This window comes from Flavobacterium aciduliphilum, from assembly GCF_003268855.1.
Lineage (GTDB): Bacteria > Bacteroidota > Bacteroidia > Flavobacteriales > Flavobacteriaceae > Flavobacterium > Flavobacterium aciduliphilum.
The window spans coordinates 59,366-75,703 of the sequence record NZ_QLSZ01000008.1 but is presented as its reverse complement, the minus strand read 5'-3'; the positions used below and the strand labels follow the sequence as shown (position 1 = coordinate 75,703).

Annotated in this window: 19 protein-coding genes; 10 read left to right on the top strand and 9 right to left on the bottom strand. The window is 34.3% G+C overall.

The genetic code is table 11. The features are described from left to right. The 9 genes from CLV55_RS09415 (at position 1) to atpG (ending at position 6,247) form a co-directional block, all read left to right on the top strand. Positions 1-387, top strand: a complete 387-nt coding sequence (locus CLV55_RS09415; protein WP_112113542.1) for a bactofilin family protein — start codon at positions 1-3, stop codon at positions 385-387. Continuing rightward, complete coding sequence (locus CLV55_RS09410; RefSeq protein WP_112113541.1) at positions 371-613, top strand: AtpZ/AtpI family protein; 243 nt, start codon at positions 371-373, stop codon at positions 611-613. Before CLV55_RS09415 ends, CLV55_RS09410 begins: the two co-directional genes overlap by 17 nt. After that, a complete protein-coding gene (locus tag CLV55_RS12795) occupies positions 603-998 on the top strand; it encodes a hypothetical protein (RefSeq protein WP_146739557.1) in 396 nt (131 codons plus the stop codon). Before CLV55_RS09410 ends, CLV55_RS12795 begins: the two co-directional genes overlap by 11 nt. 114 nt (positions 999-1,112) lie before the next feature. Next, positions 1,113-2,261, top strand: a complete 1,149-nt coding sequence (gene atpB / locus CLV55_RS09400; protein WP_112113539.1) for a F0F1 ATP synthase subunit A — start codon at positions 1,113-1,115, stop codon at positions 2,259-2,261. Positions 2,262-2,361: 100 nt separating this feature from the next. Beyond that, the gene (atpE, locus tag CLV55_RS09395; RefSeq protein ID WP_112113538.1) at positions 2,362-2,553 is read left to right on the top strand and encodes an ATP synthase F0 subunit C; all 192 of its coding nucleotides are present in this window, start codon (positions 2,362-2,364) and stop codon (positions 2,551-2,553) included. Positions 2,554-2,632: 79 nt separating this feature from the next. After that, positions 2,633-3,133, top strand: coding sequence for a F0F1 ATP synthase subunit B (locus tag CLV55_RS09390; protein WP_112113537.1), 501 nt, complete (start codon positions 2,633-2,635; stop codon positions 3,131-3,133). 4 nt (positions 3,134-3,137) lie between these two features. After that, complete coding sequence (atpH, locus tag CLV55_RS09385) at positions 3,138-3,665, top strand: ATP synthase F1 subunit delta (protein WP_112113536.1); 528 nt, start codon at positions 3,138-3,140, stop codon at positions 3,663-3,665. 75 nt (positions 3,666-3,740) lie between these two features. Continuing rightward, entirely contained in the window at positions 3,741-5,318 is a 1,578-nt protein-coding gene (gene atpA, locus CLV55_RS09380; RefSeq protein ID WP_112113594.1) for a F0F1 ATP synthase subunit alpha, read from the top strand. A gap of 71 nt (positions 5,319-5,389) precedes the next feature. Then, the gene (gene atpG, locus CLV55_RS09375) at positions 5,390-6,247 is read left to right on the top strand and encodes an ATP synthase F1 subunit gamma (protein ID WP_112113535.1); all 858 of its coding nucleotides are present in this window, start codon (positions 5,390-5,392) and stop codon (positions 6,245-6,247) included. A 191-nt stretch (positions 6,248-6,438) separates the two neighbouring features. Here the strand turns inward: atpG and CLV55_RS09370 are convergent, their stop codons facing one another. The 3 genes from CLV55_RS09370 to CLV55_RS09360 form a co-directional block, all read right to left on the bottom strand. Next, positions 6,439-6,846, bottom strand: a complete 408-nt coding sequence (locus tag CLV55_RS09370) for a hypothetical protein (RefSeq protein WP_112113534.1) — start codon at positions 6,844-6,846, stop codon at positions 6,439-6,441. An 81-nt stretch (positions 6,847-6,927) separates the two neighbouring features. After that, complete coding sequence (pheS, locus tag CLV55_RS09365; RefSeq protein WP_112113533.1) at positions 6,928-7,947, bottom strand: phenylalanine--tRNA ligase subunit alpha; 1,020 nt, start codon at positions 7,945-7,947, stop codon at positions 6,928-6,930. 80 nt (positions 7,948-8,027) lie between these two features. Then, a complete protein-coding gene (locus tag CLV55_RS09360) occupies positions 8,028-8,384 on the bottom strand; it encodes a hypothetical protein (RefSeq protein WP_112113532.1) in 357 nt (118 codons plus the stop codon). A gap of 147 nt (positions 8,385-8,531) precedes the next feature. Between CLV55_RS09360 and CLV55_RS09355 the strand changes: the two genes are divergently transcribed. Beyond that, positions 8,532-9,011 (top strand): CvpA family protein, encoded by a 480-nt coding sequence (locus tag CLV55_RS09355; RefSeq protein WP_112113531.1) that lies wholly within the window; start codon positions 8,532-8,534, stop codon positions 9,009-9,011. Between the two features lie 186 nt (positions 9,012-9,197). Here CLV55_RS09355 and CLV55_RS09350 read toward each other — a convergent pair whose 3' ends face one another. From CLV55_RS09350 to CLV55_RS09325, 6 genes are read right to left on the bottom strand one after another with little or no spacing between them, the layout of a single operon-like run. Beyond that, on the bottom strand, positions 9,198-9,941 hold the full coding sequence (locus CLV55_RS09350) for a tetratricopeptide repeat protein (RefSeq protein WP_112113530.1): 744 nt from the start codon (positions 9,939-9,941) through the stop codon (positions 9,198-9,200). A gap of 11 nt (positions 9,942-9,952) precedes the next feature. Then, complete coding sequence (locus CLV55_RS09345; RefSeq protein WP_112113529.1) at positions 9,953-11,710, bottom strand: BatD family protein; 1,758 nt, start codon at positions 11,708-11,710, stop codon at positions 9,953-9,955. Between the two features lie 30 nt (positions 11,711-11,740). Next, positions 11,741-12,490, bottom strand: a complete 750-nt coding sequence (locus tag CLV55_RS09340) for a tetratricopeptide repeat protein (protein WP_112113528.1) — start codon at positions 12,488-12,490, stop codon at positions 11,741-11,743. Between the two features lie 33 nt (positions 12,491-12,523). Continuing rightward, the gene (locus CLV55_RS09335) at positions 12,524-13,573 is read right to left on the bottom strand and encodes a VWA domain-containing protein (protein WP_112113527.1); all 1,050 of its coding nucleotides are present in this window, start codon (positions 13,571-13,573) and stop codon (positions 12,524-12,526) included. Between the two features lie 54 nt (positions 13,574-13,627). Continuing rightward, positions 13,628-14,632, bottom strand: coding sequence for a vWA domain-containing protein (locus tag CLV55_RS09330; protein ID WP_112113526.1), 1,005 nt, complete (start codon positions 14,630-14,632; stop codon positions 13,628-13,630). After that, positions 14,632-16,260, bottom strand: a complete 1,629-nt coding sequence (locus tag CLV55_RS09325) for a hypothetical protein (RefSeq protein WP_112113593.1) — start codon at positions 16,258-16,260, stop codon at positions 14,632-14,634. Before CLV55_RS09325 ends, CLV55_RS09330 begins: the two co-directional genes overlap by 1 nt. Positions 16,261-16,338: the final 78 nt, after the last annotated feature.

Below are 16,338 nucleotides of genomic sequence, written 5' to 3'. Positions count from 1 at the left end.
ATGTTTGAAAAAAAAGCAAAATCATATACTGATTTATTAGGAAAAACCAATAGAATTGTTGAGGGGACAACGATAAAAGGAACTATTGTTTCACCCGCCGATTTTCGATTAGACGGTCATTTGATAGGTAATTTTGAAACCAAAGGGAAGTTAGTTATTGGTCCTGCGGGAAGTATTACAGGCGACATAATTTGTAAAAGTTGTGATATCGAAGGAAAATTTGATGGAAAAATTCAAGTATTAGAAATGCTAAATTTAAAATCAAAATCGATTGTATTGGGTGAGGTAATTTGCGGGAAATTGGCCGTAGAGCCAGGCGCCGAATTTAGTGCTTCTTGTGTGATGCGACCACCTGTAAAAAACATATCACATGAGCAATCCACATAAGAGACAACGTAATAAATGGTTGGCTCTGATATCCATGCCGTTTCAAATGGGAGCAGTTATTTATTTTTTTGCAAAAGCAGGAAATTGGTTAGATGAAAATTACCCTAACAAACAGAATGTATACATAAAAACACTCACACTTTTTGGCGTAGTTTTAGCTTTTTATAACTTAAATAGGCAATTAAAAGAAATTAATTCAATGGATGATAATAAAAATGAGCACTAAATATCGTCCAATTCTTGAAACTTTTGTACTATCATTATTGGTATTTGTACTCCATGAGTTGTTTTTTTTAAGTAGTAATAACCAAACAATTTCAATTAATTTTAGATATGCTGTTAGTACTCTTTATTTATTTTTTTTCTCTTGTTCCATAACAATTATTCTTATATTAACTCGAATGAGTGAAAAAAATATAGATAGTGTAGGACAGACATTTCTATTATTAACAAGTATAAAGATGGTACTTGCCTATGGCTTACTTTATCCTATTCTGCAAGATCAAAAACAAATACTATCACCTGAAAAAATAAATTTTTTTATCACTTTTGCTTTATTTTTAACAATAGAAACCATCATTGCGATAAGAATCTTAAATAAAAAACATTAAATTCTCGAATAACTGATTTTTTATTAAAAAAATAAAAGTATTACTTTTTAATATTAATTTAAATTGTATTTTTGCACCAAATTTCAGAAGTAAAAATTAAGAAAATTTTAAGTTATGGTGTTTTCGAAAAAACCATTTGAATATCTATTCGTTGTGTTAGTTGCTTTTTTTTCATTAACTAGTAATGCTAATTCTACTAATACAATTGAAGTAACTAAAAAAGGTAATACAGTTGAAAACAATTCAGAAATGAAAGTATTGTCTAAGGATGAAAAAAAGGACGAAGAAAGAAAAGAATTTATTCAACATCACTTACTAGATTCTCATGATTTTCATATTTTTTCTTATGGGAAAAATGCTGAGCATAATGTTGGCTTTCCTTTACCAGTGATTTTGTGGGATAATGGATTACATGTTTTTTCTTCATCTAAATTTGAACATGGTGAGAAGGTTGCAGAAGACGGAGGTAATTATTACAAAATCAGCCATCATGATGGTAAAATATATAAAACCGATTCAAATGGAAAAATAACAGAAAACACTAAAGGGAAAATACAGAACGAAAAACCGCTAGATTTTTCTATCACTAAAAGTTTTTTTATGATTTTTATAGTGAGTGTTTTGATGTTTTTATTATTCGCTGGCTTAGGAAAATCATACAAAAAGAACGGTTCGATTGCAAAAGGGGTTGGAAGATTTTTTGAACCCATCATAATTTATATTAGAGATGAAATTGCAATTCCAAACATAGGTGAGGCGCATTACAGAAAATACATGAGTTTTTTATTAACTATCTTTTTCTTTATTTGGTTTTCTAATATTTTTGGATTGACTCCGCTAGGGGTTAACATTACTGGAAATTTAGCAATTACAGGAGCCTTGGCACTTATGACTTATTTTATTACAACATTTACAGCTAAAAAATATTATTGGAAACATATTTTTTGGATGCCAGGAGTTCCCGTATTGATGAAATTTGTTTTAGCTCCGATTGAATTATTAGGAACTATAATCAAACCCTTTTCATTGATGATTCGTTTATATGCAAACATGTTAGCAGGTCACGTAGTATTAATGAGTTTGATTGCATTAATGTATAAAGCAGATAGTGTAGTAGGAAGTCCTTTGGCATTTTTATTATCATTTGTTTTAACTTTATTAGAAGTTTTAGTTGCATTATTACAAGCCTATATTTTTACAATGTTGGCAGCATTATATTTTGGTGCTGCTTCAGAAGAGCATCATCACGAAGAAGCTCACTAGATTTAAGAATTAAGATTTAAGATCTCAGTTTTCAGAAATCAAAAATCATTAATCTTCAATCGTTAATCAGTTTGAATGTTTAATTTTTAATACATATTATATGGAAATCCCTAGAATCGTTGGAGCAGGATTAGTTGTAATCGGAGCTGGAATTGGTATTGGTAGAATCGGAGGATCAGCAATGGACGCTATTGCTCGTCAACCTGAAGCTACTGGAAAAATTCAAACAGCTATGCTTATTGCAGCTGCTCTTATTGAAGGAATTGGATTCGCTGCAATTTTCGCATCGTAATTTTTATGACAAAAGTTGTAACGGTTGGTTGCAACTTTTGTTACTTAATTAAAAGTAATTATTAAAAGATACACAGAAAATGGAAGAATTATTTGGACATATTTCATTAGGCTTGTTTATTTTGCAAACCATTTTATTCATTGCATTAATTTTTCTTTTGAAAAAATTTGCTTGGAAACCAATTCTTGATGCGGTAAATGAAAGAGAGCAAGGAATTAAAGACGCCTTGAAATCCGCCGAGAATGCTAAGAAAGAAATGCAGAACCTAAAGTCTGATAATGAAAAGTTATTGGCTGATGCAAGAGCGGAACGTGATGCAATGCTAAAAGAAGCGCGTGAAATCAAAGAAAAAATGATTAATGATGCCAAAGCAGAGGCTACTGCTGCTGGAGAAAAAATGATTGAGCAGGCTAAAGCCGCTATAGAAAGTGAGAAAAATGCTGCTATGGCTGATTTGAAGATGCAAGTTTCTTCATTATCATTAGAAATTGCTGAAAAAGTATTAAGAGACGAATTGTCAAATAAAGATTCTCAAACCAAATTGGTTGAGAAGATGGTTGACGATGCAAAATTAAACTAAAATTATGTCTAGAGCTGCAATAAGATATGCTAAGGCAATATTAGATATTGCTCAATCTTCAGGAAAAGCTGAAGCGGTGAATGCTGACATGATGTCGATAATGGCGACTGTTCGTGGGAGTCATGAATTGAGTGTTTTTTTAGCAAGTCCGGTTATTAAATTAGATAAAAAAAGATCGGCTATTGGAGAAATATTTTCTGATGTTCAATCTGAAACAGTCAATTTATTCGATTTATTAGCTGCTAACAAACGATTTGAAATCTTGAATTCTATAGCAAAAGAATATAATAGATTGTATGATGAAAGTAATGGTATTGAGGTTGCCAAAGTAACCACGGCATTTCCAATTACTGATGATTTAAAATCTAAAGTATTAGCTAAAGTGGCTCAATTTTCTAATAAAAAGATAACCCTACAAAACGTTGTAGATCCATCAATTATTGGTGGTTTTATATTGAGAGTTGGGGATCAACAATATAATGCTTCTGTTGCTGCAAAGCTATCAGAATTAAAAAGAGAATTTGCTAAGTAAATAGTATCGTTTAGATACAAAAAGATGCCTTTCATAGGCATAAATATTAACAATAAGGAAGAAAATTATAAAATTATGGCAGAAATTAAACCTGCTGAAATTTCAGCAATATTAAAGAAACAGTTATCTGGTTTCGAATCAGGTGCATCTTTGGAAGAAGTAGGAACTGTATTACAAGTGGGAGATGGTATCGCACGTGTGTATGGATTATCAAATGCTCAATACGGAGAGTTGGTTCAATTCGAAAACGGATTGGAGGCGATTGTACTTAACCTTGAGGAAGATAATGTTGGGGTTGTACTTTTAGGCCCTTCAACAGGGATTAAAGAAGGTTCTACAGTAAAACGCACTCAACGTATTGCTTCATTGAAAGTGGGTGAGCAAATCGTTGGCCGTGTAGTAAATACTTTAGGAGAACCTATTGACGGTAAAGGACCCATTGGAGGTCAATTATATGACATGCCTTTGGAACGTAAAGCTCCAGGTGTAATCTTTCGTCAACCTGTAACAGAACCTTTGCAAACCGGAATCAAATCAATCGATGCGATGATTCCTGTAGGAAGAGGACAACGTGAGTTGGTTATTGGTGACCGTCAAACAGGTAAAACAACTGTTTGTATTGATACGATCTTAAATCAAAAAGAATTTTATGATGCTGGTCAGCCTGTATTTTGTATTTACGTAGCAGTAGGACAAAAAGCGTCTACAGTTGCTGCCATCGCAAAAACATTGGAAGAAAAAGGAGCTATGGCTTATACCGTTATTGTGGCTGCCAATGCTTCTGACCCTGCTCCAATGCAAGTTTATGCTCCTATGGCCGGGGCTGCAATCGGAGAATATTTCCGCGATTCAGGTCGTCCTGCTTTGATTATCTATGATGATTTATCTAAACAAGCGGTTGCATATCGTGAGGTATCTTTGTTGTTAAGAAGACCACCAGGACGTGAGGCTTATCCAGGAGACGTATTTTACTTACACTCTCGTTTGTTAGAAAGAGCTTGTAAAGTGATAGCTGACGATGATATCGCTAAAAACATGAACGACTTGCCTGAAAACTTGAAAGGTATCGTTAAAGGAGGTGGTTCTTTGACCGCATTACCTATTATCGAAACCCAAGCTGGTGACGTCTCTGCTTATATTCCTACCAACGTAATTTCGATTACAGATGGACAAATTTTCTTGGATGGAGATTTGTTTAATTCAGGAGTACGTCCAGCAATTAACGTTGGTATTTCTGTATCTCGTGTGGGAGGTAATGCTCAAATCAAATCCATGAAAAAAGTTTCTGGAACTTTAAAATTAGATCAAGCTCAATTCCGTGAATTGGAAGCCTTTGCTAAATTTGGTTCTGATCTAGATGCTGTTACGCTTAATGTAATTGAAAAAGGAAAACGTAATGTTGAAATATTAAAACAAGCCGTTAATGATCCTTATCCTGTAGAAGAACAAGTAGCTATTATTTATGTGGGTTCTAAAAATTTATTAAGAAACGTTCCTGTTTCTAAAATTAAAGAATTCGAGAAAGATTTTATCGAATACATGAATAACAAGCATAAAGATACATTGAACGCTTTGAAAGCGGGTAAATTAGATGATACAATTACTGATGTATTAGAAAAAGCAGCAAAAGAAATTTCAGCAAAATACAATTAAACCAGTGAATTAGTAAATAGTGAATAGAATTAGCTTTTCACTATTTACTAATTACTTTTTATTCATTAAAAATGGCAAACTTAAAGGAAATCCGTAATAGAATTACATCCGTTCAGTCTACGATGCAAATTACATCGGCGATGAAAATGGTTTCTGCAGCAAAGTTAAAAAAAGCGCAAGATGCTATAACAGCTATGCGTCCTTATGCCGAAAAATTGACTGAATTATTACAAGGATTAAGCGCAACACTTGATGGTGAGATAGGAGGAAGTTATACGAATCAACGAGATGTTAAGAAAGTTCTTATCGTTGCAATTACTTCAAATAGAGGATTATGTGGGGCTTTTAATTCGAACGTAATTAAACAAGTGAAAACCATAGCTGATAGTTACGAAGGAAAACAAGTTGATGTGTATACTATCGGTAAAAAAGGCGGTGATGCTTTAAGAAAAATATATAACGAATTTGGACAGCATAACGAAATTTTTGATCATTTAACTTTTGAACATACTGCAGTAATTGCAGATGAGCTTACTCAGTTGTTTGTTTCTGGTTCTTATGACAAAATTGAATTGGTGTACAATCAATTTAAAAATGCTGCAACTCAAATTGTACAAAGAGAACAATTTTTACCTTTAGCTCCTGTACAGACTTCAAGTACTTCTTCTGGAGATTATATTTTTGAACCTTCAAAAGAAGAAATTGTGTTGACCTTGATTCCAAAATCTTTAAAAACACAATTATACAAAGCCATTCGTGATTCTTATGCTTCTGAACATGGCGCACGTATGACTGCAATGCATAAAGCAACGGACAACGCCACAGAATTGAGAAATCAATTGAAATTAACGTATAATAAAGCGCGTCAAGCTGCCATTACTGGAGAAATTCTAGAAATTGTTGGTGGTGCAGAAGCTTTAAACGGATAATACGTATTCGTAAATATATTTAAGGTAGCGATCTCAAGGAGGTCGCTATTTTTTTATAACCATTAGCAAGCAGAATGAAAAATATACAGTAAAATTTTTAAAGCTTATGTTATGATGAAGCATGCAAACACAAAAAAAACACTCGCAATAGTGCAAGTGCTTTGGTTTTAAATTGAATAAAATCGTAATCATCATCGTACAATCACTCCATTCACAAATAGAATTGGCACTTCTTCTGTGGCGCGTTCGTTGATGGTATTTTTTCTAAAAGTAAATTTTTTGTCATAGAGGGTATTTCCTATGAAATAAGTAATCATAAATTCGTTGTTTAAGGCCAAAACACTTTTTTCGATCATTTCTACTTTAACCACAGAAACGGCGGGCACTTTCACAAACGCATGACGCAATAAGGAGGTTTTTTTCATCTCGCCATCTAGAGTCCCAAACGCTTTTGAAACAACCATAACGCTTTCCAAATCAAAATCGGAATCGTTGACTAGATATACATTCCAAACCTTTTCCATGAAGTCATCGTTCCATTCTTTAATGGCGGCTAGGAAAACGTTTTCTACTTTTGGAATTGTAATGTCTGCTTTCATATTAGTCAAACGTTTAAAAGTCAAAAGTTAAGAGTCTCATAATTTCTTTAAGACTTTATGATATTTGACTTTCAACAATAATTATATACTTGATTTAAATTGCTCTAGGAATCGAACATCGTTTTCAAAAAACATTCTGATGTCTCCAATTTGGTGCAACAACATTGCAATACGCTCAATACCCATTCCAAATGCAAATCCAGAAAACTCATCGGGATTGATGCCACAATTTTTCAACACATTGGGATCAACCATTCCACAACCACCAATTTCCAACCAACCAGTTCCTTTGGTGATTTTATAATCGGTTTCGGTTTTTAATCCCCAATAGATATCTATCTCGGCACTTGGCTCTGTGAAAGGGAAATAACTTGGACGCAATCTTATTTTGGATTTTCCAAACATTTCCTTAGTGAAGTACAACAAGGTCTGCTTTAAATCGGCAAAAGACACATCTTTATCAATATACAAACCTTCTACTTGATGAAAAATACAGTGAGAGCGTGCCGATACGGCTTCGTTTCTAAATACTCTTCCAGGAGAAATGGTTCGAATAGGAGGTTTGTTGTTTTCCATATATCGCACTTGCACCGAAGAGGTATGTGTACGCAATAAAATATCGGGATTGGTTTGTATAAAAAATGTATCCTGCATGTCTCTGGCAGGGTGGTATTCTGGCAAGTTTAATGCGGTAAAATTATGCCAATCGTCTTCAATTTCTGGGCCTTCGGAAACATTAAATCCGATTGTAGAGAAAATATCGATGATTTGGTTTTTTACCAAGGCAATAGGATGTCTTGATCCCAACACAATGGGTTCTCCTGGTCGAGAGAGATCGCCATAAATCCCTTTAGCTTCTTCTTTATTTTCAAGCTCTTCTTGAATCGTTTTAACTTTTTCTTCAGCAACCGACTTTAACGTATTGATAACCTGTCCAAACTCCTTTTTTTGTTCGTTTGGAACATTTTTAAATTCAGCAAATAATTCTTTCAGTAAGCCTTTACTGCCTAAATATTTGATTCGAAATTGCTCTAACGCTTCTTTGTTTTTTTCATTGAATGCTTGAGCTTCCTCAATATGTTGTTTAATCTTGTCTATCATCGGTCGTACTTTGAAGTCGCAAATTTAGGAATTTTTATTGTACGGGCAAGTCTCGACTTACCCTTACAATAAAAATTATATTAATCTATAAGTTCTTTTTCTATAAAATAATTTACGATGGCATCTTTCATCAATATAGCTTGTTCCCCAGCTTTTAAGGAAGGTAACACTTCTTTTACACGATAATGAGGCCATCCATCTTTATCGAAATAATCAAATTCATAAAAGCCATAAGGTTCGAGTAATCGGCAAATAGCAATGTGCATCAAATTGACTTTTTCGTCTTTTGAAAAAACACGTTTGAATTGACCCAATTCTTGCACTCCTATTAAATAAATAATGGCATCCAAATCGAGTGTATCTCCTTCAGAAAATTGATTAGATAGCATTTCGACAACTTTTTCCCAACGTTCTTTTAATTGTATATCTCGTGACATGATTTCTTTTTAATGAAAAAAGCATAGCGAAAGAGCCTATTCTACTATGAATTTCTATTCTACTGCAAATATATCACATTTACTATCTATTTGCTTTGCTCCCTTTTCTATTTTCTCATATCTTTACCGCTGACTATTTTTACTATTATGGGATTTATTGATATTGTTTTAGGCGCTATTTTAGTCTTTGGACTCATTCGTGGTCTTCGAAATGGACTTGTCATCGAATTGGCTTCTATGGTTTCTTTTTTTATTGGAATATTCATTGCAGTAAAGTGTTCTTCTGTTTTTGGAACCAGTAAAACCGCAAAAGTTTTTGCTTTTGTCGTGATCCTTGCTTTAGTAATGATTGGGATTCATTTTTTAGCAAAAATCTTATCAAAATTTGCAAACCAATTATTTCTAGGATGGTTGAATAAACTCGGGGGAGCTTTTTTTGCAGTCTTAAAAACCACCTTGTACTTAGGAGTCATTCTTAGTTTATTTCAAAAAATCAATATTAATAACTTATTGATTTCAAAAGCTACTCAAGAAAAATCCATCTTCTACAAACCTGTTATGAAAACATCCGATGTCATGTTACCGGTATTAACCAATTGGTTTAAGGATTTGAAATCTAGTGTTTAGTAATCAATTCTTAGTACTCAGCCTATAAGATATTATCAACTTATGAATAATAAAAAACTATCTTGACCCTCATGTAAGCTTATCAAAAAATAGTACAGCTTAAAATTAGAAAAAAGCGTTCTTTCAAAATAAGTATTCCTACGGAATGACAAGCTTTATGGATAACTGAGAATGGAATACTGACAACTACTTCAACTCTTTTATCGCATCTTCCTGAATCCACCCTGTAGATTCATCTGTAAGTTGTACTTTTTTCCAATTAGCAATCTGTTCTAAAACGTATACTTTTGTTCCTTCATGAAGGATTATGGATTCGGGGGCTGATATTTTAGGCTCGCCACGAACTGGGGCAACATCAGCAAAAACAATAGCGGGACGATCTTCAGCAATTCGATTTTTTTCATAAAGTGCGGCAAACAAACTCCAAATAATCATAAACAATACCACAAACATTCCTGAAAAAAATACTCTTTTGATTTGTGTTGCATTCGCATAATAATACCCTGCAAAAAATCCGAGAAAAACAAAAGCTAAAATGATAGCAATCCAAGCCCACCCATCATAGTGATAGGTTGATGTAATATCTTCTAAAAGTTTGGCAAACCCAACTTTAGGAACAATTTTAATGTCATCAATCGTCATTTTTCTCGCAAAATCGAGATTGGTTTGGATCTCTGCATCATTAGGATGAAGCACCAAAGCTTTTTCGTAATTATAAATAGAAGGGGCTATTTTGTGTAATTTGTAATAACAATTTCCGAGATTAAAATAAACTTCGGGCGCTTGTTTTCCAGAAGCTAAAATACTTTCATAATTGGTAATCGCTTCTTGGTAGTGCTCGTTTTGGTAGTTTTGGTTTCCTTCTTTAAAGGCGTCTTGGGCCAAAGCTACCTGAACCATCAAAAAAAGGATATAAAAATAGTTTTTCATTTTTTTAACGATTAAGAAATTTGCTTTTCTAGATTAGACAATATCTGAACGGCTTTTTCATAGTCTTTTTCAATTAAGAATGTGGTGGTAGGAGCATATCTTGCCAATTCACAACTTTCAGTCAATTCAATAAATTCTTGTACCACAAAGGTTTCTGCATTTTTGGATAATAGTAAGGTCGTGATGGTTTCCTTATTCATTTCTGAGGTTTCCATATTCAATTTTGCCTTCAAGAAATTGTGCATCGCTTTTTCAAGGGCAACATAAAACAGTTCTTTATTTGCCGTATGTTTTTTGGCTTCTGCCAAATGTTTTCTTGCCAAAGCATTAGCTTTTTTAATCTTATTCCCCACTACATCTGATGCTGAAGCCTCTTTTCTTCTTCGTAAGAACACTAACGCTGGAATGGCTAAGAAAGGGGTTATAAATAAAGTGTAAAACCAACCCGAACCCAAGAAATCTTCGGTTTCCATAGGTTTTAATGTTGCTTTTTGTTTGATAAAAGCAAACGTTTTGTTGACCGTTCGCTCATGATGTTCAGTTAGTGCCGGACTCACATTTGAAAGCCCTGGACCATCCAATACATTGAGCATAATTTCTGTCGAAACCAAGGTTTTATAAGAATGAGTGTCTAAATCAAAATAGGTAAATTTTATAGGTTTAATTGGAAAATTGCCTTTTGCTTGAGGAATTATCGTGTATTTATCAGCGATGATTCCCGTCATGCCTGTCAATGGAGTAGTAACATTCTCCGTATGCTCTGGGTCGTAAACCTCCAAGTTAGAGGGGGTTTCGGGTTTCGGTAAACTGAATAATTTTAAGTTTCCAGTACCTGAAACACGCACATCCAAATCTAATGATTCTCCAAATTTCAAGGTAGTTTTTGACGGAGTTACTCTAAAATTAAATTTCCCCACAGCTCCTGTAAAACTATCAGGTTTTCCTGCCTCAGGAAGCGGTTTGACCTGAATCACTTTACTTCCCGCAGAAACACGCTTACTGTCGTCTACAACTTGCACTTGACCAAAAAAGTTTGGTCTCCCTCTAGGAACTTGACAGTCGATGTCCATAGTAAGGGGTTCAATTTCTAATTTACCTGCTTTCTGTGGATATAGCACCGCCTTTTTTAACACAACATAACGGTAGCGTTCTCCTTTAAAAAGCCCTTCCTCGGCAACCAATTGTTTGATATCAATGTTCTGACTCCAAAAATCATTGTATTTGGGTTTGTTGAGTTCCCTCCAGTTGCTGATGCCAATATTGTAACTAAAATACAATTTATAAACCACCGTTATGGGTTCGTTTACATAAGGATTTGTCTTAGAAATATCGGCTACTAAATACAAATTGTCGTCGGCTCTGACTGTTGGAGGTTCGTTGGGATCGTTCGGCAAATTGACCGCACTGGTCACATTGATACGGATGGGTAAAGTTTTATACAATTGCCCATTTATTTCGATAACCGCTTGTTTGATGACCAAACTTCCTTTACGCAATGGCTGTAAAATATAGGAATACGATTTTTGAAAAGAACTACGTCCATTAATCCATGATTGGCTTATGGATTGACTTGGTCCACCAACCACACGAAAACCACAAGCTTCAAAATTTGGAGGCACAAAATTATCTCCATCTTCATTCATGGAGAATTCTATACGAACCCGTTCATTGAGCCCCAAAGTATTTTTACTAACCTCTGCTTCAAACTTAACTTGCGCTAGAAGTGTGCTTGAAAAACAAAAAATAATAAATAAAAGTACTCTTTTCATGTTATCCGTTCAATTTAATCTTAAATATTCTTACCAATCTTTTTCAGGTTTTTGTGGTTTTGCTTGTACTTTTTGAGCATTCACTTTTTGCTGAACCTTTTTCTCTTCATTATTTACAGCATCGAGCAAGTTATCAATTCGTTGTTTTGATGCCCCCGTCGGTTTAGGCTGTGGACTCTGATTGTTTCCTGAATTGGGTTGGCTCTTGTTGTTTTGATTCTTGTTATTTGGGTTGTTTTGGTTTTTAGTATCTTGTTTATTTTGATCTTTATTCTTGTCTTTATCTTTGTTTTGGTCTTTATTTTTATCCTTATCTTTATTTTTATCCTTGTTCTTGTCGTTGTTTTTCGGCGGATTTTCTTTCAACATTTTTTTGGCTAATGCATAATTGTATCGTGTTTCATCATCATTAGGATTGTTGCGTAAAGCATTTTTGTAGGCTTGTACAGCACTAGCATATTCTTTTTCCTTCATTAAGGTATTTCCAAAATTATGGTAGGCATGATGTTTTTCTTCTTTGGTTTTGGCATCATGAATGGCTTTTAAAAACTGTCCTTTCGCTTCGGAAGGTTGGTTTTGCTTGTAAATTGTGGTTCCTAAATTGTAAGAAGAAATCGCTTTTTTCTTAAATTTGGATTGTGATATTCTATAATTTGCCTCCGCTTCTACATATTTTTTCGCCCCAAATGCTTCGTCACCTTTAGGCAAAAATTTATCTTTTTGTTGCGCTTGAAGCACACAAGAACACAAAATCAACAAGTAGAATATTCTTTTTTTCATAATATTTCTTATTTCAATACAACGACTGTCGTATTAAGAGGCTTCTTTTTCTTCATTAAATAAATTTAGTTTTCTAACCCATTTTGTTTTTCGTTCTGAAAGAAATACGTCAACAAACAACACAATAAACCCAAAAGCAATAAACCACTGAAACTGCGATTTTAAATCGGCCATCATAGTACCTTCAAAATCTGATTTTTGAGTAGATTGCAATACTTTTTTTACATAGTCTACGACTGTTCGGGTTGAATTACCATCAACATATCCCCCCTTGGTAGTTTTGGCAATTGCAGCCAATACTTTTGCATTTCTATGCGTAATGACCACGTGATCGTCTTTATCTTTTTGATAACGTTCTACCACGCCATTCTTTTTAAGCGGAATAGGGCCTCCTTTTTCTGTACCTACGCCTATGGTTACAATTTTCAATCCTACTTTCTGACTTTCTTCTGCGGCGGCTTCTGCATTGTCGGAATGATCTTCTCCGTCTGAAATGATCACCAATAATTTGCTTGTTTTGTCTTTTTTGTCAAAGAAGTTATTGGCTGCCAATTCTATTGCCTGATCGATAGACGTTCCTTGGGACGAAATCATTCCAGGATTCATGGTTTGTAAAAACATTTTTGCCACGGCATAATCTGATGTCATGGGTAATACCGGAAATGCATTTCCAGAATAGGCAATAATTCCGATTTTATCTCCACCTAATTGGTTGATTAACTGCGAAACGAGTTGTTTACTTTTCTCCAAACGGTTTGGAGCGACATCTTCGGCCAACATACTTTTGGATACGTCAATAGCAAACACAATATCGATACCTTGTCGTTTTACTTTCTCCATCTTAATCCCCATTTTTGGATTAATTAACCCGATGATAAGAAAAATCATACCCAGCAACACCATAATCATTTTTAGTATGGGTTTGAAAGTAGATTTTTCTGGGCTGAGACTTTGAAGTAATAAACTATCACCAAACTCTTGTTGCTTTTTACGTTTCCAATAAAAAACATAAACATACAACAAGACCAGCACTGGAATAATCAGCAGCAGATATAAATATCCTTTTTCTTCTAATTCGTACATATTTTTCGAATTTAGATTTTTAGAGAAACGTCTAAAATCTAGTCTCTTTTTCTTTTAAATAAAACTTTTAAAAATCGTATTTTTTAACAACACTTCTAGGAGCAACAAAAATCCTGCAAGCCACACAAAAGGGCGATACATTTCGTCATAATCATAGTATTTCAACTCTTGAATTTCTGTAGTCTCGAGCTTATTAATTTCTTTATATATTGATTCTAATTTGGTATTACTTGTGGCACGATAGTATTTCCCTCCAGTATTTGCTGCTATGGTTTTCATCAATTTTTCATCAATTTCAACAGGCATTAACTTGTATAAAAAATCGCGTCCATTGGGAGCATATTGATAGGGAAATTCAGCCATCCCGTTGGACCCTAAACCAATGGTATAGACTTTTATTCCATATTCCTTAGCAATTTCTGAAGCTGTTTCGGGCTCAATAAAACCTGAATTGTTCACTCCGTCTGTAAGCAATATAATTACTTTACTTTTGGCTTTACTTTCTTTCAATCGGTTGACTGCTGTAGTCAATCCCATTCCAATTCCTGTGCCATCTTGAAGCACTTCATCATAGTGAATATCTTGAAGGGCTTGTTTAACAATAGCTTTATCACTGGTCACAGGCGCTTTGGTGTAGGCTTCACCCGCATACACGACCACTCCGATACGATCATTGGGTCGGTCGTCAACAAAATTCATAGCTACTTTTTTCAAAGCTTCCATCCGATTTGGTTTTAAATCACGCGCCAACATACTACTTGACAAGTCAATTGCCATAACAATATCGATGCCCTTTGTGGTTTTTGTTTCATTGCTAATGTCTACCGTTCTAGGTCGTGCCAAAGCAATAATTAAAGCACTTAACGCCATCAAACGCAAAATGCCTACATAAGGTTTTAATTGCGAGGCAAGTGTTTTTTTGGTTTTAAATCCGGCAACACTACTTATTTTCAAACTTGGAGTTTGCGTATCTTTTTTCCAAAACAACCAAAAAGCGGCTATAGGAATCAACACAAACAACCAAAAGAAAGCAGGATGTAAAAAACTTATGTTCTCCATTATTGTTGCGAAATTTTAAGTTCTACCGAATTGATTACCCGTTCCAATATCTTTTTCCCGAAAGCATCTCCTTCTCGATGAGCAACCATAATTTGTTGCAATCCGCCATCTTGTTTAAAAAGAAGAAGTTCATAATACATCTTCTGACTGGAATTGTTTTCTTTATTAAGCACCGTCATCGTTCCGAAAGCTTTAACGCCACTAACGCCTTTAGTCGTGTTGTACGTTTCTTGTTTGAATAAAATATTTTGTGCCCCTTTTTGTTCCCAATTTTTAGTAAATCCTTCCAAAACAGTATCAAAATTAATGTCGGTTGTTTCTTTGAATTTTTTAGTAGAAACCGCTATGTATAAGGCATGATTTAAATCTCCAAATTCAAACATCTGCATTTCTTTTAAAATGGCATAAGTTTCTTTGGGAACGTTCTTTGTGGCATCGATTCTTTGTAGAACTTCAGGAGTTTCGATAGTGATACTAGGATTTCCATAATCACTCAAAATCCATTCTCCTTCTAATAACGCTTTCGCTTCGTTTCCAAAAATAGCATCTTTAACATAATCAAAGCCTTTAGCATATACCAAAGTGGACAAAGCAAGTACAAGGACGGCAAAAACCAAACGGATTTGGGTTATACGCTTTTTTTGTTTCGCTTTTTTTAATTGTAACAATCTCAATGCTTCTTGTTGTTGTGCATTCCAAGCCTCAAGAGCATCGGTATCTTCTACTTCTTCAGGCAAAGCTTTGTGTATGGTTACAATAGTGCTTGTAATGCGTTTTTTATCCTCTTCAATTTCAAAATCTAACGGCTTTTCTTTCGCAAATTTTACCAAATCGGCTTTTTGCAAGACTTTTTCTAAATTTTCTAACGTTTCATTCGTTAATTTTAATTTCTTTTGTCTTGCCACAGTGCGCAAAGCAACAATAAGCTCGGAAGTGGTACTTTCCATAGCAGGAATTTGAATTTCCTCTTCGATATAATTTCGCGCGATTTGGGTCAACTCAGAATAATATGATTTTACCTCCCCACGTTGAATCAATTCTTTTCGCTCCAATTGTTGCAATAAAGAAGTCGCTTTTTCAATAGGGGTTTTATAGGTAATTGTTTCCTCTTCACGTTTTTGAGGCATGTATTTTTTATACAACCAATATCCTAATCCTCCAAGACCAAGCGCTCCCAGTAGAAGTAAAAGATAGAATCCCCAAGGGCTTTCTGTAGCAACAGGAATGATGTTTTTAATATCATACATCTTTTGCCGCAAGGTGTCTACTTTCACATCGTTGACTTCTACTTTTATACTATCTGAATACTCCGGTTTTCCATTAATAAGCACAAGCATTCTGGGAATAACATACGTACCCGAGTCGAACTGGGTGAGTCCGTATTTTTTTACAAGGTCAACACGATCATTCGTTTTGATAGAATCTACAGGATAGGATTCTATAACTTCCAAGGGACCAAAATTTTTTGCTTTCGGAAAAATTACTTTATCGTTTTTTCGCACACTAGTTTTAAGAGTCAATTGAAATTCAGCGCCAATTTTTTTCTTAGGGTGATCAATAGACGTGCTCACTTTTTGTGCAAAAAGCGTTGTTGTGAATAGAAATAGTATGTATAATTTAAAATTCATTTGATTGTTGATTGAAGATAAACGATTAGGCATACCTTTTATTTAGAAATTTTATCAATCTTCAGATTTAAATGTTTT